Source organism: Herpetosiphon sp. (genome assembly GCF_003512625.1).
Lineage (GTDB): Bacteria > Chloroflexota > Chloroflexia > Chloroflexales > Herpetosiphonaceae > Herpetosiphon > Herpetosiphon aurantiacus.
Genome location: NZ_DOPT01000036.1, coordinates 1 through 24,735, shown reverse-complemented (window position 1 = coordinate 24,735; position 24,735 = coordinate 1). Strand labels below are relative to the sequence as shown.

The window sequence follows — 24,735 nt, the reverse complement described above, 5'->3', positions numbered from 1 at the left end:
TGAATTTGACATGAATGCTGCGTGATTCGATACCGATTTTTGGGCAAGGCCGCGCTAGAATAATCGCTTGGACGAGGTGTGTTTTTGTGGAAGCTTCCCCTCTAGGCTTCCCGCATAGATAGATTTCAGAAAGCGATGCCAACTGTGTTAGAGCCAATAACGCCTGATGCGCTCAGCGAAACGTTGCGCCAGTATTTGCAAGCGTATCTGCCGGATTATATGCTGCCAGCGGCGTTTGTGCCGCTTGAACAGATTCCGCGCTTGCCGAATGGCAAAATTGACCGTGCGGCCTTGCCAATGGTCGATTTTGCAGCCCAGCATGAGCAGCAAACCCAAACGGCCCCACGTAACCCGCTTGAGCAGCAGCTCGCGGCAATTTGGCAGCAAACCTTGCAAGTACCAAGCGTGGGCATTCACGATAACTTTTTTCAATTGGGCGGCGATTCAATTTTGAGCATTCAGGTGATTGCTCGTGCTAATCGAGCTGGCATACGGCTGACTACGCGCCAATTGTTTGAGCAGCCAACGATTGCCCAACTAGCAAGCTTGGCGCAAACCACAACAATAGATGTTGCTCATAGCGAATTGTCTGCTGGACAGATCGTTCCCCTAACACCAATTCAGCGCTGGTTGCTCGCTGATCCTACTGATCCCAGCCAGTTTAATCAGGCACTCTTTTTGCAATTTACTCAGGCTATTGATTCGAATTTGGTGGCATCGGCGGTTGAGCACGTTGCACAGCTACATGTCAGTTTGCGTTTGCGCTATCGCCGTACTGCTGATGGTTGGCAACAATTTGTGGCTGCTGCTGATGCACCACTGGTTGAATTTGAGCAAATTAATGCTCAAAACCTCAATCCAACGGAGCTGGCTGAGCTTTTCGAGGCTACAACTGAACGACTGCAACGGCCCTTTGATTTGGCGAAGGCTGCACTGTGGCGAATTGCCTACATCGCCATGCCTGATGCTCAGCCCGCCCGCTTGCTGTTGGTCATGCATCACTTGGTGGTTGATGGGGTTTCGTGGCGAATTATCATTCAAGATCTCGCCCATGCCTTGCAAAACCAGCCATTAACCAAACCAGCTGTCGGTTTTGCCCAATGGGCTATTGCTTTAGAACGCTATGCCCACCGCACCGAATTGCAGCAGCAACGTGCATATTGGCTAGCCCAAACCAGCACTGATCCCTTGCCAGTCGATGATATAACTGGACATAATGATTATGCGAGTGTTGCGACAATCACTAAGCAATTGAGCCAGGCCCATACCACAGCCTTAATTCATCAAGCATCCCAGGCCTATCAAACCCAGATCAACGAACTATTGCTAGCAGCCTTGACCCAAACCATCACCGCTTGGAGCGGCCACGCCGATGTGGTGCTGCAACTCGAAGGCCATGGTCGCGAGGAGCTGGATCAGCCGCTCGATCTTTCGCAAACTGTTGGGTGGTTTACTACGCTGTTTCCAATAAAGTTAAGTCTGCCACAAAAACTAGGCTCCAAAAACCTGATCAAACAGATTAAAGAACAGATACGTGCAGTTCCCCAACGCGGGTTTGGCTATGGCTTGTTACGCTCAGCTGATGCGGCGTTGCAAGCTATGCCAACCCCAGCGATCAGCTTTAACTATTTTGGTCAACTTGATCAAACGCTCCAGTCAAGCAAATTATTCAGTGCTGCGCCCGAATCGACCGGAAGCGCCGTGTTGCCGCAGCGGCGGCGTGAACAACTGCTAGCGATCAACTGCCAAGTTTTGGCGGGCCAATTACAGATCGAATGGTCGTATAGCCAACATCTGCATTCAGCAGCAACAATCGAGCGCTTGGCTGAAGCATATTGTGCTGATTTAGTTGGGTTGATTGAGCATTGTTGTCAACAAACCCAACCAAGCTTTACGCCTGCCGATTTTCCTTTGGCGCAAATTACCCAAGCCCAACTTGACCAGATTGAGCAAATATATCCGCCGTTTGAGCAATTGTACCCTCTTTCATCGCTGCAACAGGGCATTTTGTTCCATCGCTTGTATGCGCCGGACGCTGGTGATTATATTACCCAAATGCAGTTTGAAATCACGGGTCAGCTCAATCATGCGGCATTTAGTGCTGCTTGGAATCGAACAATTGGCCATTATAGAATGCTGCGAACCGCGTTTGTTTGGCAAGATTTAGCTGAGCCACTGCAATTGGTGCTGCGCCAAGCTGTAATCACGATCGATTTTCAACAGTTACCCATGAATAGCCTTGAACAAGAACAGGTGCTTGAAGCCTATTTGCAGGCTGATCGCACACGCGGCTTTGAGCCAACCCAAGCGCCATTGATGCGTGTTGCTTTGTTCGAGCGTGCACCGCAACGCTATTGCTGTATCTGGACGAATCATCATTTGATCATCGATGGCTGGAGCTTACCGCTGATTCTTGATAGCTTGTTTCGCTATTATCAGGCTGAAATCAATCAGCAACCACTGGAGCTTGCCCCAGAAATTCCTTATCAACGCTATATTCAATGGCTGGCTCAACATAATGATCAGCAAGCTACAGCATTTTGGCGTGAATTATTGCGCGGTTTTACTGCTCCAACAAGCTTGGCGCTTGAACGGTTTGGCTCGACCCACGCTGAACGACACTATAGTGCGAGTTGGCTCCAGCTTGATTCTGCTATAACTCAGCAGCTTCAACAGTTTGCCCGCGATCATGGCCTAACCGTGAATAGCCTGTTGCAGGCGGCGTGGGCCTTGGTTTTATCACGCTACAGTCATCAAACTGATATCGTGTTTGGTACAACGACGGCTGGCCGCCCAACCGATTTGGCCGGAGTTGAGCAGATTGTCGGGATGTTCGTGAATACGCTGCCCACGAGAGTTAAGTGGGATTTGCAGCAGCCAGTGTTGGATTGGCTACAAGCCTTGCAGGCTCAAGAGAGTGCTGTGCGCAGTTACGAGGCCAGTTCGCTCATTGAAATTCAGGCATGCAGCGAGTTGCCACGCAATAGCCCGCTGTTTGAAAGTATCTTGGTCTTTGAAAACTATCCGGTGAGCAGTAGCGATTTAACTGGTTTGGGCGATTTAGAGTTACGTTTGGTTCCTTCGCGCGAGCAAACCAACTATCCTTTGACCTTAGTTGCTGTGCCAGGTGATGGGTTGGCCTTCAAGTTGATGTATCAACAAGGCTACATCGACCAACTTACTAGCCAGCGCATGCTCGATTATCTCCAACAAGGCTTAGCCGCAATGCTAGCGCAGCCCAAGGCAAGGCTTGGCCAGCTCAATATTGGGCATCCCAGCGAAATCCAAGCCTTGGCTGATTGGAACGCAACCGCAGCACCGCGCCAAACCAGCTCGTTGCTTGAATGTTTTTACCAGCAGGTCGCAGCTCAGCCAACAAGCATCGCCGTCGCATGGCGTGAACAACGCTGGAGTTACTTCGATTTAGCACAGGCGAGCCAAGCAATTGCCGGCTATTTGCGCGATCAAGGGGTGCAACGCCAGCAAATTATCGGCCTACGAGCTGAGCGCAACCCGCAGTTTGTCGCAGCGTTGTTGGCGATCTTGCAATTGGGCGCGGTGTATTTGCCGATTGATCCTCAGCATCCAGTGCAGCGCCAACAGCAACTTGCTCAGCATGTCGATTGGTTATTGACTGATGCCTTGGCTGAAGCGCAGCCTCAGCAACTCGATTTGGCTCAGGCGTTGGGCTACGATCAACCTGCATCCGACTTTGTGCAACTCCATGATCGAGATTTAGCCTATGTGCTGTTTACCTCTGGCTCGACCGGCACACCCAAGGGCGTGATGATCGACCATGCAGGGATGCTGAATCATATTGACGTAATGATCGAGCGTTTGGCGCTAACCCAAACCGATTGTATTGCCCAAAGCGCTGCCCAATCGTTTGATATTTCGGTTTGGCAGTTGCTGACAGCGCTCGTGGTTGGCGCTCGGATGCAGATCATTGATGATCAAACGATGCGCGATCCGCAGGCCTTGTTAGCTAAATTGGCAGCGGCTAACGTTTCAATCTTCGAGCCAGTGCCCAGCCTGATTCAAGCCCTACTCGAAACGATTGCAAGCCTTGAGCAAACCCCAAGTTTGGCTGCTTTGCGTTGGGTGCTGCCAACTGGCGAACATTTGCCGCGTGAGCTAGCCCAACAATGGTTTGCCCACTATCCTTATATTCCCTTGCTGAATGCCTATGGTCCGGCTGAATGCGCCGATGATGTGACGCTTTGGCCGATTGCCAGTGCTGTTGAGCTACCTCAAAACGCCATTCCAATTGGCCGACCAGTAGCCAATGTGCGGGCTTATGTACTTGATGCCAGTTTGCGGCCAGTACCGATCGGCGTGGCAGGCGAGTTGTATATCGCTGGAATTGCGGTTGGTTGGGGTTATTTGGCCGATCCCCAACGCACCGCTAGCCTGTTTTTGCCCGATCCTTGGGGCGAACCAGGGGCGCGAATGTATCGCACTGGCGATTTAGCGCGTTACAACCAAGCAGGTGTGTTGAGCTTCTTGGGGCGTAGCGATCAGCAAGTCAAAATTCGCGGCTTCCGAATTGAGCTAGGCGAGATCGAAGCCTGTTTATTGCAGCATCCGGCGCTGCATTCGGTCGCAGTTGCTGTGGTTGGCGTAGCTGAGCAAGCACGTTTGATCGCCTATCTGGTGGCGAAAGCTAAACCAGTCTCCGATCAATTACTACGTGATTTTGTCCAAGCGCGGTTGCCGCATTATCTGCAACCAAGTGGCTATTGTTGGTTGAGCCAATTGCCGCTCAATGCCAATGGTAAATTAGACCGTCAGCGCTTGCCAATTCCCCAGCTGCAAACCGCTGAACGACTGATTATCGCTCCCCAAAACGCTGATCAAGCCAAATTGGCCGAGCTTTGGGCGGCAATCTTGCAACGTGAGCAAGTTGGAATTAATCAGAATTTCTTTGAACTTGGCGGTCATTCATTATTGGCAACCCGCTTGGTCAGCCAAATTCGCCAGTATTGGCAACTCGATTTGCCAATTCGGAGCGTATTTGAGGCTCCGACAATCGAACAACTGGCTGATGTGCTTGATCTCCTACGCTGGGCGCAACAGGCTAATCAAGCTCCAGCTCAAGCCCGCGAACAAGGAGCAATTTAATCATGTGGCAATTGTTGACCCAATTACGGGCAGCCGATATTCGGATTTGGCTTGAAGGCGAGCGCTTATGCTACGATGCCCCACCAGGCGTACTAAGTGAGCAACTATTAAGCCAATTACGCCAGCATAAGGCCGAACTATGCCAATTTTTGGCGCGAACTCAGCCCAATCAATTTGCGCCGATTCCAAGGCTGGAAGATGATCAACCTGTGGCGCTAAGCTTTGCCCAGCAACGGTTGTGGTTTTTGCATGAATTTGCCCCCACCAGCACGGCTTATCATCTTCCGGCGGCAATTGAACTCAATGGCGAGTTGGATCGTACAGCCTTGCACCAGAGTTTCGAGCAACTGATCGAACGCCATACAATCTTACGGAGCCATGTGCTGTGGCAGGATGGCCAGCCATTGCAACAGGTCGCCGCCAATTGGCAGTTACCTTGGGCTTTTTATGATCTGCGTTCAGCCAATGATCCTGCGGCTGAATGCTATCAGCAGTTGTTGGCAGCCTTTGAAGCACCCTTCGATCTCGCGATTGCGCCATCGCTGCGTTGCGTTTTAGTCTGCTTAGCAGAAAAACAGCATATTCTTTTGGTCACACAGCACCATTGGATTAGCGATGGCTGGTCGATTGGAATTATGATCAACGAGCTAGCCCACATCTATCGAGCAACATTGAACCAACAACCGCATCAGCTACCAACCTTACCGGTGCAATATCGTGATTTGGCGGTCTGGCAGCGCCAACAATTGCAGGGAGCAAAGTTAACGCAATTGTTGACGTACTGGCGACAACAATTGGCCGATTTGCCCAATTTGGCGTTGCCTTACGAAGCCCAAAAGCCCGCCCAAACGATGTCAACCAGCATTCCAATCCAACTTGATCGCGCCTTGGTCGAACGCTTAACCAACCTAAACCAAACTCATGGCACGACCATGTTTATGAGCTTGTTGGCGGGCTTTTTTGCGCTGTTAAGCCGTTATACGCAGCAACACGATTTTGCGGTTGGTTCGCCGATTGCTGGGCGTTTGCAGCCTGAAGCTGAGCCTTTAATTGGTTGTTTTATCAATAGTTTAGTGCTACGAGCTGATTTAAGTGGCCAGCCCAGCTTTCGTCAATTGTTGGAGCGGGTGCGCCAAACCAGCTTGGCGGCCTATGCACACCAAGAATTGCCGTTTGAATTGCTAGTTGAGGCCTTGCAGCCTGAGCGCAAACTCGATCAACAACCCCTATTTCAAGCGCTATTTGCTCTGCAAAATATGCCAACTGGCCAGCTTGAAGCCCCAAATCTGGTAATCAAACCCTATGCATTTGCCCAACAAGCGCCTCAATTTCCGCTTAGTCTGATCTTGTTTGAGCAAGCGGGTCAGATTACGGGCGAGCTGAATTATGATCCACAACAGCTATCGCAGCAGTTTGCCAGCCAATTTGCCGCGCACTATGCCCAATTCTTGACGCAGTTGCTGGTAGAACCAGATACGGCAATCGCTCAGCTGAAATTATTGCAGCAACCTGAACAGGATAAGGTGCTCAATCTACTAAATTCAAATCGGCAAGTTTACCCGATCAACAATAGTTTAGTTGCACGTTTTACCCAACAAGCGCTGGCAACGCCCCAAGCAATTGCCTTGAGTTATGCCGAGCAAGCGATCAGCTACCAACAATTGGCCGAAGCTGCCGATCAATTGGTCTATGTGCTTTTGGCCCAAGGTGTACAACCTGAACAACCAATCGGCTTGTTGTGTGAGCGTTCGCCGCAATTAATTATTGGCATTTTGGGAATTCTCAAGGCTGGCGCAGCCTATCTGCCGCTCGATCCGCAGTTGCCTACCAGCCGAATCGAATGGATGCTGGCCGATGCCCAAGTTAATTTAATTGTTACTCAAAACAGTCTGTTGCACAGTGTTAATTCACAAGCAACCACCATTCTCAACCTTGATCAACTTCCAACCACCAAACTCACTCAATTACCAACTATCCATCCCGATCAACTTGCCTATATCATTTATACCTCTGGCTCAACTGGGCAACCCAAAGGCACGTTGTTGAGCCATGCCAACGTGTTGCGCTTATTCGAGGCGACAGTTGCTACGATTAAACCTAGTGCCAATGATGTTTGGAGCTTATTCCATTCATATGCATTCGATTTTTCGGTTTGGGAAATTTGGGGGGCATTGCTGTATGGTGGACGTTTGGTGGTTGTGCCAAGTACCACAACTCGCTCACCCGAAGCGTTCAGCCAATTGTTGGCAGACGAATCGATAACTGTGCTCAATCAAACACCCTCGGCGTTTCGTCAACTATTACCCCAACTCACGCCAGCGGTGGCCGCGAATTTGGCGCTGCGCTTGATTATCTTTGGTGGCGAGGCGCTTGATCTGGCCAGCCTCGCCGCTTGGTATCAAGCCTATCCTGCGCCCGCCCCGCAACTGCTGAATATGTATGGCATCACCGAAACTACGGTGCATGTGACTGAGCGTTGGTTGGAGCTTAATGACTTGATCGAGGCAAAAGCCAGCCTAATCGGCTTGCCAATCGCCGACTTAACCATGTATCTGCTCGATCAGTACGGCCAACTTGTGCCTCAAGGTGCAGTCGGCGAGATCTATGTGGGCGGGGCAGGTTTGGCGCGGGGCTATCTCAAGCAAGCGGCGTTGACCGCCCAACGCTTTGTGCCTGATCCATGGTCAAGCACTGGGGCACGGCTCTACCGCAGCGGCGATTTGGCTCGGATTAATCAATTTGGCGAGCTAGAATACCTTGGGCGTAGTGATCAGCAAGTCAAATTGCGCGGCTTTCGGATTGAGCTAGGCGAACTTGAACAAGCGATTTGCCGCCAAGCAGGAGTTGCTGATTGCTGGGCGTTTGTGCAAAAACTTGATCAACACGAGCGCCTAGTAGTTTGGGTTGTGCCAAATCAGCCAGCGCTTAGCGTTGAACAATTGCGCCAAGCGCTGGCTCTCGAGCTGCCCCATTATCTGCAACCCAATCTCTGGCTGCTGTGCGAACACTTGCCGCTTACCAACAACGGCAAACGCGATTATGCTCATTTATTAGCGCAACTTGACGTAACGCTTGAGCAAGCATCAAGTATTGCCCCCAATAATCCAATTCAAGCGCTGATTGCAGCAATTTGGCTTGAGATTTTGCAGCAACCAATTGCCAGCATTGATCAAAACTTTTTCGAGGTTGGCGGTAATTCGTTGAATGCGGTTTTGGTGCTAACCCGCATTCGCGAATTATTACGGGTCAATCTGAGTTTGCGCAGCCTATTTGCCCAACCAACCATTCGCGGTGTTGAACAAGCCTTAGTACAGCAAGAACCCAAGCCTGGCCAAACTGCCAAAATTGCCGAGTTGGTGCAAAAACTCCAGCAAGCTACACCTGAGCAGCGCCAACAAGCCTTAGCATCCAAGCGCCAAGAACGGACGGTCGGCGAATGAGCTATTCAAATATTACCCAACTCGTGACCGCTCAAGCCAACCAAACGCCTGCCGCTTGGGCAGTGCAAACGCCTACAGGTTATGGATTAACCTTTGCCGATCTTGAGCAACAATCTAGCCAAGCAGCGGCCTATTTGCAACATCTTGGTGTACAACCAGCGAGTGTTGTGGGCATTTGTTTGCGCCGCACGCCACAGCTCATCGTGTGGATGCTGGCAATTCTCAAGGCTGGTGCGACCTATCTGCCGCTTGATCCGGCCTATCCAACCGCGCGGTTGCAATTTATGCTGGCCGATGCCAAGGCCTTGCTGGTCGTCAGCGAAACGTCATGCCAAGCAGCTTTACCCCTGAATACCATTGAGTGGGTGTTGATTGATCAGCCTTGGTCGAGGGAGTTGGCATGGCGCGAACCCTTCTATCATAGCGCAATCCCTGCTTATATCATCTATACCTCTGGCTCAACCGGCCAACCCAAAGGTGTGCTGATTAGCCATGCCAATGCGCTCACCTTTTTAGCATGGGCTGAAACCACGTTTAGCGTAGCCGAACGCGCTGGAATTTTAGCGGCAACCTCGATCAACTTTGATCTTTCGATCTTCGAGATTTTTCTGCCATTGATTAGTGGCGGTACGTTGGTGCTGGTGGAAAATCTGCTTGATCCAGCGCTGTTTCACTCGCAGCATCCGATTTGTTTGATCAATAGCGTGCCGTCGGCGGTGCAAACGTTGTTGCAACATACGGCACTTCCATCTAGCGTGCTCACGGTGAATCTTGCCGGCGAGCCGCTGAGCTTGCGATTAGCGCAGCAACTCTATCAACAGCCAAACATCCAGCGCGTATTCAATTTATATGGGCCAACCGAGGCCACGACCTATGCCACCTACCAGCTCGTTGAGCGCACTGCCAGCCGGCCGCCAGCGATTGGTCAGCCGCTCACTGGCACGACCTGCGTTATCCTCGATGCGCACTATCACCCTGTTGCCGCTAAGGATGTTGGCGAATTGTTTATTGCTGGGCTGGGCGTAGCGCAAGGCTATTTGCAACGCCCCGATTTAACTGCCGAACGTTTTTTGCCCAATCCGTGGGCTACCACGCCTGGCGAACGAATGTATAAAACTGGCGATTTGGCTCATTGGAACGCGGCAAACGAGCTTTGTTACCTAGGACGTAACGATCAGCAGGTCAAAATTCGTGGCTTTCGGATCGAGCTTGGTGAGATTGAGGCCCAGATTCTGCGCTTAGCACCATTGCAAGCGGTTGTGGTTCAGCCAATTACGCTGGTGGCTGATGATCCGCAGTTGACCGCCTATCTGGTTGCTAATCAGCCGATCGATTGCGAAGCCTTACGCGCTAGCTTAGCCCACCATGTGCCAAGCTATATGCTACCAAGTTTTTGGGTACAGCTGGCCGAACTGCCATTAACACCCAATGGCAAGCTTGATCGAGCGGCCTTGCCATGCCCTGATGCCCCAATTAAACAACCATTGCAAAGCTCAACTGAACAGCGTTTGGCGATAATCTGGCGCGAAATCTTGGGCGTGGAACAGCTTGGGCGTGAGAGTAATTTTTTGCAGCTTGGTGGTCATTCGCTCAATGTGATGCAAGTGCTCAAACGAATTGAGCAGACGTGGCAGCTTCAGCTTTCGATTACGCGCTTGTTTGAGCAACCAACCTTGGCAGCTTGGGCGCGGTTAATCGATCAGCAGCAGCAAGCCTTTGCTCAGGCTGAACCTCAATTCTATCAGCGCACTACGCAATTGCATCAGCTTTCGTTTGGCCAACAACGCCTGTGGTTTGCCGAGCAATTACACCCAAACACCGCCTACAACGTCATCCACGCATGGCGCATCGATGCTCTGCTTGATGCGGTTGCGCTTGAACAAAGCTGGCTAAGGCTGATCGAACGTCATGAAATGTTACGCAGCAGCATTCAGCTCATCGCGGGTATTCCACAACAAACGATCATGCTCAAGCCAGTTTGGCAGCTCCAATCTGCGCCGCAGGCAAGCTTAGAATACTTGTTAAGGTTGCTTGATCGGCCATTCGATTTGGCGCAAGCCCCATTGTTACGGGTTGGCTTGGCGCAACACCACGATCACGCCATCATGCTGGTAGTTATCCACCATAGCATTATTGATGCTTGGTCGTTGGGCGTGCTGTGGGCTGAATTAAGTCAGCTGTATGCAAGCTTCTTCGAAAACCAACCAATTCAGCTGCCAAGCCAAGCCTACGATTACCTTGATTTTGTGGCTTGGCAGCGCCAGCAGCTTGATTCGGCGTGCTTAGCCCAATTGCAAACCTACTGGCAAACCCAGCTTGCCCAGCTTGATCCGCTCCCAGCTTTGGCGACCGATTACCCCCGTTCGACGCACATGCAGGGCTTGGGCATCAGCCAAACCTATCAACTTGATCAGCAGGTTATCCAAGCATTACAAGGCTTGGCCAACGCCAATAACGCTAGTTTGTTTATGCTGTTACTGGCGGGATGGGCGAGCGTGCTCTATCAACGCACTCAGCGCAGCGATCTGCTGATTGGCACGCTCAGCGCTGGCCGTGAGCATGCAGCGTTTGAGCGTTGCGTTGGCTTTTTTATTAATATCTTGCCCTTGCGCCTGCATTGCGCCGCCGAGCAAACGTGGCTTGATCTATTGCAGCAAACCCGCATGGTTGCCTTACAAGCATACCAACACCAAGCCTTGCCATTCGAGCAGATTGTGGCCAACGTGGCTCATGAGCGCAACAACCAACCGCAGATTCCGCTAATTCAAAGTTTGTTGGTGTTGCAAAACGCGCCCAGTCAGCCCTTAGTTTTAGGTGCGCCAGCCCAAGCCCTAGCTACGCCAATTCAGGCCAGCAAAACCGATTTGGTGCTGTTGGTGCAACCCGCTGCAACTGGCTATCAACTGACCCTAGAATATGCGAGCGAATTGTTCGTCGCTGAATCGATTGCAGCGTTGGCCTCCGATTTCCAAGCGGTTTTAGGCCAAATGGCGCAGCATCCTACCAGCACACTTAGCGCTGTTCAGTTGGCTGGGCATTGGACGGCGGAGCACTATTCCAACAAATTACCCACGCTTCAGCCAATGGCCGCCCCGCCGCAAACAGCGCTAGAGCAAACCCTTGCCGATATGTGGCAAGAGGTCTTGGGCTTGTCAATTGATAATATTCATGCCGATTTCTTCCGCATGGGCGGCCATTCACTCAACGCCACCCAAGTTGTCTCGCGCATGCAACAGCTTTTACAGGTAACTACAAGTATTCGAATGTTGTTCGATTATCCAACGATTGCCCAATTAAGCCAGCATTTGCTGGCGAATCAAGCTCAGGCAGAGCGAATCAATAAAATTGCCACCGCACTGCAACAGATCAAAACCATGAGTGCCAGCACCAAACAGGCCTTGCAACAAAAGGCCGCAGGAAGGATAAGCCAACCATGACCCAAACCTTGCCCCAAGGCTTTTCGACCGATGACCTTGAGTTGCTGGCCTATTTGCTTGAAGAAGCAGGCATTGATCATGCCGTGCCAAACCAAATTCAGCCTCGTCCAGCCAACCAGCCAGTTCCACTGTCGTTTGCCCAAGAACGCTTGTGGTTTATCGACCAGCTAGAACCTGGCAATCCAGCCTATAATATTTTGTTTGCGGTGCAGATTGACGGCCCGTTGCATGTCGCATACTTGCAGCAGAGCTTTGATGCGGTGATTGCCCGCCACGAGAGCCTGCGTACCAGCTTTCCAGTGCTCAACGATCAGCCGATTCAGGCGATTGCTGAAAAACATGATTTTGACTTAACAATCGTCGATCTCCGCTATTTAGCAGCAATTGAACAAGCATCAACAATTGAACAACTATCAATTGAACAACGCTCAATTATCGAACAGCAATTACTGATCGATAGTGCCCATCGTTTTGATTTGGCGCAAGGCCCATTGCTGTATGGTCGTTTGCTCTGGCTGGCCGAGCAGCAATATGTGCTGATTCTCAACTTGCACCATGCGATTTTTGATGGCTGGTCGTTGGCAATTTTTATTGAGGAATTGCGCCATTGCTATAGCGCCTTGCTTGCAGGTCAAGCGCTCGATTTAACCCCAGCAGCGTTGCAATATGCCGATTTTAGTTATTGGCAGCGTGAATATTTGCAAGGCGAGGTTTTGGCCGCGCAATTAGCCTTTTGGCAAAACCAATTTGCTGGACGTTTGCCCACCTTGGCCTTACCAACCGATCGACCACGCCCAAAACACGAGACTGGTCGTGGCGCAGCCTTGCCATTTCGTGTTGATCAGGTATTAACGGAGCAGTTGCAACACCTCGCCCAAAACGAACATGCCACGATGTTTATGCTGTTATTGGCGGCATTTCAGCTGATGCTGGCTCGCTATAGCCAACAGCAAGAGTTTGTGGTTGGCTCGCCAATTGCCAATCGTGATCGGGTTGAAATTGAGCATTTGATCGGCTTTTTCGTCAATATGCTGCTGCTGCGTTGTGATGTTCAGCCGCAGCTGAGCTTTCGCGAATTTCTGGCGCAAGTGCGCGAAACGACGCTCGAAGCCTATGCCCACCAAGATTTGCCCTTTGAGCAGTTGGTCGAGGTGCTTCAGCCCGACCGTGGCGCAGGCTATGGTTCGTTGTTTCAGGTGATGTTTGTGCTGCAAAATACGCCTAAGGTCAACTATGAGATCGCCGATTTGCAGCTGAGCTTTCTCGATACCGAGGCGCATAGTACCAAATATGACCTGACCATGACCTTGACTGAAACCGCAACTGGGCTGGAAGGTTGGTTTGAATACAACACCGATTTGTACGATCAGGCCACGATTCAGCGCATGCTTGGGCATTATCAACAAGTATTACGGGTGGTTGGCGAAGCGCCTGATCAAGCACTTAATGCGATTAGCGTATTTGATGAGCAAGCCCAAACGGCTTTATTCAAGCTAAGCAATCAAACTCAGCACGATTTTGGCCCTGCTGATTTCTTAGAACGCTTTGCCAATCAAGTGGCAGCGACACCCAACGCGATTGCGGTGCGCGATGCCCATCAGCAGTATTCGTATCAGGCTTTGCAGCAACGAGCTATGGCTTTGGCGGCCCAACTGCAACAGCATGGCGTTAGGCAAGAAACCCTCGTGCCAATTTTGTTGCCGCGTACCAGCGATTTTGTGGTTGCGGTTTTGGGTGTTTTTTACGCTGGGGCAGCCTATTTACCGCTTGACCCTGCGTGGCCAGCCCAGCGTAGCGCCCAGATTTTGCAGGGATTGGCGATTCCTGCCTTGATTTGCGAACCCGATTTAGCCCGTTGGTTTGCTAAGCATGTTCAGCCGTTGTTTAGGCTTCACAATCAGCCGCAGTTAATCGAACAATGGAATGATGCAGCAACCAAGCTTGTTGTAAGCCAAACCCATCCGCAGCAATTGGCCTATACCCTGTTTACCTCTGGCTCAACTGGCACACCCAAAGGAGTGATGATCGATCAGGCTGGGATGCTCAACCATCTGTTGGTGATGAATCAGGTGCTGGAAATCCAAGCCCATGATGTGGTGGCCCAAACCGCTTCGCAATGCTTCGATATCTCAGTGTGGCAGATGCTGTCGGGCTTGTTGGTTGGCGCAACGGTGGCAATCATTGATGATCAGACGATGCGTGACCCGTTGGCCTTAGCCCAAACTCTGGCTGAACAGCAAGTCACAACTTTCGAGCCGGTGCCAAGCCTGTTGCAAGCCTTGCTTGAAACATTGCAAACCCCTGCTGAACAAGCCTTATTGCACCGCTTGCGCTGGGTTTTGCCAACCGGCGAGGCCTTGCAACCAGTTCAGGCCCGTCAATGGTTTGCCACCTATCCGCAGATTCCGTTGCTGAATGCGTATGGGCCTGCCGAATGTGCCGACGATGTAACCCTGCAACGGCTTGATTCTGCTCCGACCGAAGGCCATAGCACCATGCCAATCGGCAAGCCTGTCGCCAATATGCAGGTGTTTGTGCTTGATCCAAACTGGCAATTGTTGCCATTGGGCGCAGTCGGCGAATTGTATATCGGTGGAGTTGGGGTTGGTCGGGGCTATTTGAATGATCCAGCCCGCACTGCCAGCGCCTTCGTACCCAACCCATTTGCTGATAATGGCAGTCGGCTCTATCGTACTGGCGATTTGGTGCGCCAAACTGCTGATGGGGCTTTGCACTTCATTGGTCGCGCTGATCAGCAAGTTAAAGTGCGCGGCTATCGGATTGAACTAGGCGAGATCGAGGCGGTCTTGGCGGAATTGAGCTGGTTGCGCGAGGCGGCGGTGCACCCTTGGCAGCAACAATTAGTTGCCTATCTGGTTCCGGTTTCCGATACTCCTGATTTGATCAGCCTTGTGCAGCCTGCGCTCCAACAGCGATTGCCCAGCTATATGCTGCCAAACCAATATCTGGTTTTAGATCAATTGCCGCGTAACCGTAATGGCAAGCTTGATCGTCAACAACTGCCAGCGCCGAATCCTGCCAACCTTGGCTTTCAAACACCGCTGGTTGTGCCACGTACCCAGCACGAGGCCGAACTCGCGGCGATTTGGGCTGACGTACTTCAACTTGACGTAATCAGTATTGATGCCAATTTCTTCAGCAGCGGCGGCCACTCGCTCTTAGCAACGCGGGTGATGCTACGCACACGCCAGCATTATGGCCGTGATTTACCATTGCGCATGATTTTTGAAGCACCAACTATTCGTGAATTTGCTGCCTTATTGGAACAGCAACAAGCAGTGTCAGCGCTCCCTAACCTACTCGTGCCTATTAAACCCCAAGGCTCACGCACGCCACTGGTGTGTGTCCATGCAATTGCGGGCACGGTTGGCTGTTATAGCGAACTAGCAATTGCACTTAATCCTGAACAACCCGTGTATGCCTTGCAAGCACCTGGCATTGACGGCGGCACAACCCATGCCAAGGTTGAAGCAATTGCCCAAGACTATTGCCAAGCATTGCGACAACTGCAACCTCAGGGGCCATATCGTTTGGCTGGTTGGTCATTTGGAGGTTTGGTTGCGCTTGAAATGGCGCGACAACTGCAACTTGCTGGCGAGCAGGTATCTATGCTCAGTTTGATCGATAGCTTTCTGGCCGAGCCAACGCCTGATCCATTCCCATTGATTCAGAGCTTCGCCGCCGATCTGTTTGCTGATGTTGATCCATTGGCGGCGCAACAGATCGATTGGCCCGCGATTGTAGTGCTGCCTGCTGAGCAACAATTGGCGGCGCTCTATCAACAAGCCCAACAGGCTGGCCTAATTGATCGTGATCTGCCGTTCGATCTGGCACAACGCTTATACGCGGTTTTTACCAGCCATGCCCACGCCATACAAGCCTATCAGCCCGCTATATATCTTGGGGAAGCTCAATTGCTGCAAGCTCAAGCCAACCCAGCAGCAGCTCGCCGCTGGCAAGCAGTCATTCCAAATCTGCACATTCAGGTAATCGGCGGCGATCATATCAGCATTCTGCGGCAGCCCCATGTGCATGGTTTAGCAAATGCCATAGAGCAGAGAACATAGGGTCGGAAATGCGCAATCGAGGTTTTAACGCAGAAACGCAGAGCAATAATGGCTATGGGCTATCGGCACAATTGTTGGTATGTTCAAGCAATCTTCTATAGCTCTTAGTTGTTAAACCAAATCAACCATAGCCAATAACCTTATACAAGGAATATCATCAATGCAACGTGAAATAACCACGATCAATACCACCGCGTTCGACCAATACGAATCCAATGTGCGCTCCTATTGCCGTTCGTTTCCAACGGTGTTTCGCCAAGCCCAAGGCTCGCTGCTGTATAACGAGCAACAACGTGCCTATATCGATTTCTTTGCTGGGGCGGGAGCGCTAAACTACGGCCATAATAACCCGCAGATCAAACAAGCCCTGCTCGACTACCTCGAATCCGACCAAATTATCCATGGCTTGGATATGTATACTAGTGCCAAACGCAGCTTTTTGGAGCGGTTTAATCAGGTTATTTTAGCGCCACGCAACTTGCCCTACAAAGTTCAATTTTGTGGGCCAACTGGTGCAAATGCGGTCGAGGCGGCGCTAAAACTGGCGCGAAAAGTCACGGGTCGCACGAGCGTGATCAGTTTTATGGGTGGCTATCATGGCTTGTCGCTGGGTGGGTTAGCAGTCACGGGCAATGCCGAGCATCGTGCTGCCGCTGGTGTGCCACTGGCTCACACCAACTTTTTGCCCTATCCTCGTGGCCCATTAGCGGCAATCGACTCGTTGCACTATCTCGAAACCGTCTTGACCGACACCCATTCTGGCTTCGATAAACCAGCGGCGATCATCCTAGAGACAATTCAGGCCGAAGGCGGCATTTACGTTGCCCCAACCGAATGGCTGCAAGGATTGCGACACCTCTGTGATCGCCATGGCATTGTGCTGATCTGCGATGATATTCAGGTTGGTTGTGGTCGGACTGGCAGCTTTTTCTCGTTTGAGGCGGCTGGAATTGTGCCCGATTTAGTCACGCTTTCCAAGTCGATTAGTGGTTATGGCTTACCCATGGCGCTGGTCTTGATCAAGGCTGAATATGATCAATGGCAGCCAGCCGAGCATACTGGCACATTTCGTGGTAATCAATTGGCATTTGTAGGGGCAACTGCTGCGCTCGATTATTGGCAAACTGATGCCTTCAGTAGCTCAATTCAGGCACTTGCCCAGCAACTCGAAAGCTTTTTGCAAACCCAGATAGTGCCGCTCGATCCGCGCTTGGCAATTCGTGGTAAAGGCTTGGTTTGGGGGATTGATTTTGCCGAACTTGGCCCAACCGCTTCGAAAACGATTATGCAAGAATGTTTTGCCCAAGGGTTAATTATCGAGCGGGTTGGTCGTGGCGATAGTGTGCTGAAAATCATGCCGCCATTAACCATCGATTCAGCCTTGCTCGCTCAAGGTTGTGCCATTCTGCAACAGGCGATTCAAACCTATTTGGCAAGTACAAAGGAATAAGCATGCAGTTTCCGCTAGCGCGTTATCGTCGTTTACTGGCAACCTATCTCAAGCCACAGCGTGGGCGGGTGCTCGGCTTAGGATGCTTGGTTTTTCTGGGCATTGGCTTGCAATTGCTTAATCCGCAAATTATGCGCCGATTTTTAGATTCGGCGCTCGCTGCTCAACCTTTGGAGCAACTGACCAAACTGGCATTACTCTTTATGGGTATCGCCTTTGGACAACAACTTTTAGCGCTCGGTGCGGTTTATCTGAGCGAGCAAATTGGCTGGACCGCAACGAATGCCTTACGTGCCGATTTGACCGCCCATTGTCTGCACTTGGATAGTAGTTTTCACAATCACAAAACACCAGGCGAGCTAATCGAGCGCATCGACGGCGATGTTACGACCTTAGCCAACTTTTTTACCCAGTTTATTATTCAATTGCTGGGCAATGGCTTGTTGCTGCTGGGGATTATTGTGGCCTTGGCCTTGGAAGATTGGCGGGTTGCAGTTGGGCTAATCGTCTGTGTGGCAGCGGCGATCAGCCTGTTGCAAAAAATGCAACGGGTTGGCGTACCACTCTGGGGCGAATCACGCCAAGCGAGTGCTGAGCTGTTTGGCTTTTTAGAAGAACGCTTGGCGGCAACCGAAGATATTCGCTCAAGCGGCGCACGCAATTATGTGATGCAACAGCTCTATCGCCAAATGCTCGTGCTCTATCGCAAAACTCGTAAAGCTGAGCTAGCCACCGCTTGGCTCTATAACGCTGGCCAATCGATGTTTATTATCGCCAGTGGTTTGGGTTTGGGCATTGGTATCTACCTGTATCAACAGCAACAAACGACAATTGGTGGCGTGTATATCATCACAGCCTATATTGGCTTGCTCACCACGCCGCTCGAGCAAATTTTACGCCAAATTCAGGAGTTTCAAAAAGCCAGTGCCGGCATTTTGCGCATCGATGAATTGCGCCAGCAGCGACCAGCAATCGTTGATGGCACTGGCCCGACAATCCCGCAACAAGCACTTGATCTGCGGTTTGAGCAAGTTTCATTTGGCTATAACACCGATACGCCAGTCTTGCGAGCGCTTTCGTTTGAATTACCCGCCCACCAGATTTTAGGCGTATTGGGACGGACTGGTAGCGGCAAAACGAGCCTGATTCGGCTTTTGTTACGCTTGTATGATCCGCATCAAGGTACAATTCGCTTAGGCGGCATCGATATTCGCAACACCAGTTTAGCCGATTTGCGCCGCTCGATTGGCTTCGTGAGCCAAGATGTGCAACTATTTCATGCCAGCGTTCGCGATAACCTGAGCTTTTTCGATCACAGAATTGCTGATCAGCAATTGCTGGCTGCCTTAGAAACCCTCGGCCTCACCAACTGGCTTAACAGCCTTGAACATGGCCTCGATACGCTGATCAAGCCAAATGGGCTTTCGGCGGGTCAGGCTCAGCTCTTGGCATTTGCGCGAATTTTGCTAAAAGACCCACGATTAATTATCCTCGATGAGGCTTCATCACGGCTTGACCCAGCGAGTGAGGCGATTGTCGAACGCGCCTTAGATCGGCTGTTGGCAGGTCGCACCGCAATTATCATTGCCCATCGGTTGGCAACCTTACAACGCGCCGATGCGATTTTAGTGCTCGATGCTGGCACAATTCGTGAGTTTGGCCCACGCCAAGCACTGTTACAAAACCCTCAATCGCAGTATAGCCAACTGTTGCAACATGGCATAACCGAGGTGTTCGCATGAAAGCTTGGCAATTAATGCTGCGTTTGATCCGCTATCGGCCAGCAATCTATGGCTTTGGGGTCTTGATTTGGAGCATATTTTTTATCTCGCCCTTGCTGCCTGGCCTGATCAATCGGGCAATTTTCGACCAACTCAGCGGCGCGGCTCCAGCGGTATTTGGCATCTGGACGCTCTTAGCCCTCTTGATCACCACTGAGATTAGCCGACGTTTATTGACCCAACTTGGAACCGCGATGGATATCTCGGTGCAATATAACATTGCAGGCTTGTTGCGCAAAAATATGCTGAAGCGGATTTTGGCTCAGCCAGGTGCCCAAGCCTTGTATACCTCATCAAGTGCGGCGATCAACAATTTTCGCGATGATGTTGAGGAAATTCTGACCTTTAGCATTTGGCTGCTTGATGTATTTGGTAATGTGCTGTTCAGCCTGATTGCGCTAGGAATCCTGTTACAAATCAATCAACAGGTAACCTTGGTTATTTTGGTTCCATTGCTGATCGTGGTTTCGGCCTTTACCGTTGCCAATCAGCGGATTCAGCGCTATCGTCAGGCCAGCCGCGCCGCAACGAGCAAGGTTTCCGATTTTCTGGGCGAAATGTTTGGGGCAACCCAAGCGATCAAAGTGGCGAATGCTGAAACTGCGGTAATCGGCCATTTTCAACAACTCAACGACCAACGTCGCCAGTTTATGGTCAAAGATCGGGCATTTACGGCCTTGCTTAGCTCCGTTTACGCCAACACAATTAGCCTTGGCACGGGCATGATTTTGTTGCTAGCAGGCGAGGCAATGCGTACTGGCAATTTTAGTGTTGGTGATTTCTCGCTGTTTGTCTATTATTTTTCAATGGTTACCCGTTTGCCCTCACTGATTGGCTTGTTGTTGACCCACTACAAACAGGCTGGAGTTTCGTTCCAGCGCATGCAACAGCTATTAAAGGATGCAGCACCAAGCGCTTTGGTTGAACATGGCTCGATTACGCCCGATCAACAGCTGGATTTTAGCCCAGCCAAGGCCTTGCCAGCATTGCAACGGCTTGATATAAGCAACTTAAGCTATTGCTACCCCAACAGCCAAGCTGGTATCAAAGCGATTGATTTCAGGCTTGAGCGTGGCCAATTTGTGGTAGTTACGGGCAAAGTTGGCTCAGGCAAAACCACCGTATTGCGGGCCTTGCTTGGTTTAGTGCCAGCCCATGGCACGATTCTCTGGAATAATCAGCCGATCGAACAACCTGCAGAGCAACTCATTCCCCCCAATTGTGCTTATACCGCGCAAGTGCCGCGCTTATTGAGCAGCTCGCTGCACGATAATTTGAGCCTAGGGCTGAATTTGAGCGCTAATGAATTACAACAGGCGATTGAAACGAGTGTATTAGCGCCAGATCTACAGCATATGCCCGCAGGCCTAGCGACCGAACTTGGTTCACGGGGCGTGCGTTTATCGGGCGGTCAACTACAACGAGCAGCTTTAGCGCGAATGTTAGTGCGTTCGAGCGAGTTGATGATCGTTGATGATTGTTCGAGTGCCTTAGATGTGACCACTGAGCAACAACTGTGGCAAGGCCTACGTCAGCACCCAACCACATGGCTGGTTGTTTCGCATCGCTGCGCCGTCCTTCAGCTTGCCGATTGGGTAATTGTTATGGACGCTGGTCAGATTGCAGCCCAAGGCCCACTAAATGATCTACTCGAAACATCGCCAGCTATGCGTGAACTTTGGCAAGCTGAGCCGAGCAATCAAAAACTATTGCTTGGTGTTGATGCGCACGTTTAGCCACGACTACCGTGCTGCACAATAAACATGGGTACTACTTACATACCGTGAGCCATTCCATGGGACACCTCACCGTTGAGCCGTTTTCACGGGACGGGTAATCGATCGACTCGTAGGTCTGCTGCATGATACCGTGCTGACTTTGGCGGCCCACGGATGGGGGTTTAATCTCTCCAACACAGTCGGCGCTGCAGGCATGAAAATAAACTCACCTCATCCGTTGAGACGTACCTCCATGTTTTTGTGCTTGTATACCAGTCCCAAAAATTTAAATCGTGCTGCCATGTGACAATCCGTGTCACAGCGGACTGCTACGCTCGCTGGATTGAAGCTACAGCTACCAAAGGAGGGTGCTTCATCGTTACGGTGGATGGATACTATGAGGCAAAAGACAAAACGATCGACAAACTGTTTCAGTTTTATCACTCTGACTACGTCGATGACCAGAACTTCGATCACTACGCCGCAGAACGGTTGCGTGCTGCTGACACCCTCATTCTTAGTGGGAGAACATCCTTTCTCGGCAACAAGCAGTACTGGACTAGTGTTCCCAATGACCCCAATGCTACACCGATCCGCCGTGAGCTGGCCGACCTGTACCACCGTACCGATAAACTGGTTATTTCGGACACGATCCGTCTGCCTGATCTCGCGCCGTGGAAGAATACGCGTATCGTTTCCATTGCCGATGCTCCCAATGAGATCCGAACTCTCAAAGAGCAGCCAGGCCGAGATATGCTCATCCTCATGGGCCGTGTCCTGTGGAATGCCTTGCTCGTCCATCGCTTGATCGATGAACTCCATCTCACCACCTTTCCGATCATTGCTGGCGACGGTATTCCACTGTTCAATGGTCGTCCACCCATCGCGCTCAAGCTCATCCACAGCCGCCAATGGCAAGGTTCTGGCAACAGCCTAGCCTGTTATCGGGTGGATTATGAGTCGGCTCTGTCCGAACGTGAAGCGGAATAGCGTCCTGTACTGTAAATTCCCCTTCGGTGCAACGGCTGGGCGATCAGGCGAATGCGCATCAGTGCATGTTAGGGTGCTGGTTCTCCACATCGTCGGCTGCGCTTTGCGTGTCGTTCGTTGCAAGACCAGTTTTTTTCGGCTTTGATAGGCCTCCACATACTGGCATACAACAAGATCTCCCGTACAAAACGCCGCCTGCCACCGATTGGCCGCCGCATAGCGAATATAAAATCGTGGGTTTGGGCCTTCTACGCGGGAGCATCGCAGACGCATAAGACTGACACTGCCTCCAAGTCGGTAGCATATCCGTTGGCAATTCTGATGACACAGATCACTAGGACACGGGTTAGGCAAGATGCTATACTTTCACTTCATAATTGACTTGAAACAGCGTGTCCGAAGGTTTCATGGATTTGTATGATAAAGAAAAGGCGTATCATGGTGCGGTTGTATCGGCTTCAAGTAACGGCCATTCTATACCATATGGTGCAGATTCCTGAAGAAGAGGGATGGGTGAATGATCAGTTGAAAAGATTAGGATAAGAAGAAGGGGAGAGTACTTTGTGTCATGAAGAGGCAGCACCGTGCCGCTGGTAGTCGAGGCGTGGAAAAGTCCACGCCAAGTGCGCGATACGATTCAGGGGTCACGCCGATGGCGCGGCTGGACTGGGTAGGGTTGAAACACAGTGAGATTCAAGCCCACTTGAAAGCGCTGCGGGCCACCGTGGATGCGATTCCGATTGATGTGCTGCGACTCTGGCAGGCCCAAAACGGTCAGCCTGCGCGGCTCGAAACGCTGATGGCTGCGGCTCCTACCCTTGAGGAACAGGTGGCCATGGGCATTACGCTGATGCGGCGCGGGCTGCTCGTCTGGAAACGCGACGGCTCGCGCTGGATTCCCAAGCCGTTGGAATCGCTCAATGACCAAGCGCTGATTACGCAGCATTTGGACTTGATTACGCAGGTCGGGGCACAGGTCACGCATATCAAGGATAGCCGCACGGGCACGCTCACAGGGCGGGGTGGCTGGCTCCAAGTCGAGGTGAATGGGATTCAGGGCTGGTAGAGTTGGTCAAAGATGGATTGGTGCGGGTGGTGACATAGCGGCACGGGCCATGGTATGCTGATGCCGATGGAGACGACCGTACTCCGTCGGTGCTTCGCCCATGCCCATGCGCTCAATCGTGCGAGGGTCGTTCTATCCTAGCGCCCAGTGGCGGCGGTCGCAGATCATACCTTTATCCCGAGCGATACGGAGGCGGTGATGCCAACTATCACAATCATGACGGGGGGAACCCGGGGCGATGTCCAACCCTATGTTGCCCTTGGGGCAGGCTTACAGGCAGCGGGCTATACCGTTCGGATTGCGGCCAGTGACAATTTCGCTGGCCTCGTCACGGATGCAGGTTTAACCTTCGTCTCAACCGGCGAGAGCATTGAAGCGCTGCTGAATAGTCCCCCATGGCGTGCCACCCTCGAGCGCGGCAACTTCGTGACGATTCTTCGGCAGATGCAGCGCGAGATGCGCAGCCGTGCCGCCCAGCAAGCCCGCCAGATTCCGACTATCATTCACGGGAGCGATCTGTTGATTGCGGGCATGGCGGGCTTTGGTGGCGCGTTTACCGCCGCATTAGCAGCACAGATCCCGATTCTGATCGCCCATCTCTTTCCCTTTACCCCAACGCGTCGGTTTCCTAGTCCGCTTATCCCCGTTGCGACCTTGGGGGGCATGCTAAATCGCCTCTCTTTCCGCGTGATGCAGCTCGTGTTTTGGCAAACCTTGCACGCCGCCGATGCAGCAACGCGGACGACCCTTGGATTGCCCGCTGCACCGTTGGGTGGCCCCTTTGGCCAGTATGAGCGCCAGCAGATCCCTGTCATGTATGGCTATAGTCCGCATGTCCTGCCACGCCCCAATGATTGGCCCCCGCAGCATGTCGTCACGGGCTATTGGTTTCTTGACCCACCGCTGGGGTGGATACCCCCTGCCGATCTCGTGGCGTTCCTTGCGGCAGGTCCCCCCCCGATCTATCTTGGGTTTGGCAGTATGGGTGGCCGCAATCCCGAAGCTGCGGGGCGCATGGCATTGGAGGCACTGGCCCAAACGGGGCAGCGTGGGATTCTTGCGGCGGGCTGGGGCGGATTGACGGTGCGTGATGTTCCCCCGACCGTCCATCTGCTGGAGGCCATCCCACATGCGTGGTTATTTCCACACCTAGCAGGGATTGTCCATCACGGGGGAGCGGGCACGACCGCCGCTGCATTGCGGGCAGGTGTCCCATCAATTGTCGTCCCGTTTATGGGCGATCAGGCATTTTGGGGGAAGCGGGTAGCAGAGTTAGGGGTCGGGCCGCCACCGATCGCGCGAACATCTCTCCGCAGTGTGCAGTTAGGCCATGCGATTGAGCGCGTGGTACGTGATGCTGCCATGCAGCAGCGGGCGGCCGTATTGGGACAGCAGATCGATGGCGATAGGGGGATTCCGGCGGCAGTGGCGATCGTGCAGCGACTCGTTCCAGTTCCATAACGGCAGCGATAGCAGCGATACCTCCTAGGGTGATGCTGAGCTATCGATTACAGAACGAATAGTGTTTCCCGGGAAACACTATTCGTGCGGTATGCCCCAGACTGAACATAATCAATATTGGATATATTCGATACACAAATCAGCCCCTATAATTAAGATACATTAATCATGTTCTTCACCCCG

10 protein-coding genes are annotated in these 24,735 nt (G+C 51.9%); all 10 read left to right on the top strand.

The annotated features are described in order from the left end of the window. Nucleotides 1-135 precede the first annotated feature (135 nt). The gene (locus DEF47_RS08675; RefSeq protein WP_012189635.1) at nt 136-5,121 is read left to right on the top strand and encodes a non-ribosomal peptide synthetase; all 4,986 of its coding nucleotides are present in this window, start codon (nt 136-138) and stop codon (nt 5,119-5,121) included. Nucleotides 5,122-5,123: 2 nt separating this feature from the next. Beyond that, complete coding sequence (locus DEF47_RS08670; protein WP_012189634.1) at nt 5,124-8,561, top strand: non-ribosomal peptide synthetase; 3,438 nt, start codon at nt 5,124-5,126, stop codon at nt 8,559-8,561. Then, nucleotides 8,558-11,998, top strand: coding sequence for a non-ribosomal peptide synthetase (locus tag DEF47_RS08665; protein ID WP_012189633.1), 3,441 nt, complete (start codon nt 8,558-8,560; stop codon nt 11,996-11,998). Before DEF47_RS08670 ends, DEF47_RS08665 begins: the two co-directional genes overlap by 4 nt. Continuing rightward, nucleotides 11,995-16,086, top strand: a complete 4,092-nt coding sequence (locus DEF47_RS08660; protein ID WP_012189632.1) for a non-ribosomal peptide synthetase — start codon at nt 11,995-11,997, stop codon at nt 16,084-16,086. Before DEF47_RS08665 ends, DEF47_RS08660 begins: the two co-directional genes overlap by 4 nt. Nucleotides 16,087-16,246: 160 nt before the next feature. Continuing rightward, nucleotides 16,247-17,536, top strand: coding sequence for a diaminobutyrate--2-oxoglutarate transaminase (gene ectB / locus DEF47_RS08655; RefSeq protein WP_012189631.1), 1,290 nt, complete (start codon nt 16,247-16,249; stop codon nt 17,534-17,536). A 2-nt stretch (nt 17,537-17,538) separates the two neighbouring features. Then, nucleotides 17,539-19,278, top strand: a complete 1,740-nt coding sequence (locus tag DEF47_RS08650; RefSeq protein WP_012189630.1) for an ABC transporter ATP-binding protein — start codon at nt 17,539-17,541, stop codon at nt 19,276-19,278. Further along, nucleotides 19,275-21,053, top strand: a complete 1,779-nt coding sequence (locus tag DEF47_RS08645) for an ATP-binding cassette domain-containing protein (RefSeq protein WP_012189629.1) — start codon at nt 19,275-19,277, stop codon at nt 21,051-21,053. Before DEF47_RS08650 ends, DEF47_RS08645 begins: the two co-directional genes overlap by 4 nt. Before the next feature lie 285 nt (nt 21,054-21,338). Further along, nucleotides 21,339-22,025, top strand: coding sequence for a dihydrofolate reductase family protein (locus DEF47_RS08640; protein WP_287045084.1), 687 nt, complete (start codon nt 21,339-21,341; stop codon nt 22,023-22,025). Between the two features lie 676 nt (nt 22,026-22,701). Then, nucleotides 22,702-23,091: a hypothetical protein gene (locus DEF47_RS08635; RefSeq protein WP_287045082.1), complete on the top strand. Its 390-nt coding sequence runs from the start codon at nt 22,702-22,704 to the stop codon at nt 23,089-23,091. Between the two features lie 198 nt (nt 23,092-23,289). After that, nucleotides 23,290-24,552 (top strand): glycosyltransferase, encoded by a 1,263-nt coding sequence (locus tag DEF47_RS08630; RefSeq protein WP_012189626.1) that lies wholly within the window; start codon nt 23,290-23,292, stop codon nt 24,550-24,552. Nucleotides 24,553-24,735: the final 183 nt, after the last annotated feature.

Bases quoted from the DNA above. Each gene is read 5' to 3' on its own strand.
- DEF47_RS08675 (WP_012189635.1), top strand. From the start codon at position 136: ATGCCAACTGTGTTAGAGCCAATAACGCCTGATGCGCTCAGCGAAACG.
- DEF47_RS08670 (WP_012189634.1), top strand. From the start codon at position 5,124: ATGTGGCAATTGTTGACCCAATTACGGGCAGCCGATATTCGGATTTGG.
- DEF47_RS08665 (WP_012189633.1), top strand. From the start codon at position 8,558: ATGAGCTATTCAAATATTACCCAACTCGTGACCGCTCAAGCCAACCAA.
- DEF47_RS08660 (WP_012189632.1), top strand. From the start codon at position 11,995: ATGACCCAAACCTTGCCCCAAGGCTTTTCGACCGATGACCTTGAGTTG.
- ectB (WP_012189631.1), top strand. From the start codon at position 16,247: ATGCAACGTGAAATAACCACGATCAATACCACCGCGTTCGACCAATAC.
- DEF47_RS08650 (WP_012189630.1), top strand. From the start codon at position 17,539: ATGCAGTTTCCGCTAGCGCGTTATCGTCGTTTACTGGCAACCTATCTC.
- DEF47_RS08645 (WP_012189629.1), top strand. From the start codon at position 19,275: ATGAAAGCTTGGCAATTAATGCTGCGTTTGATCCGCTATCGGCCAGCA.
- DEF47_RS08630 (WP_012189626.1), top strand. From the start codon at position 23,290: ATGCCAACTATCACAATCATGACGGGGGGAACCCGGGGCGATGTCCAA.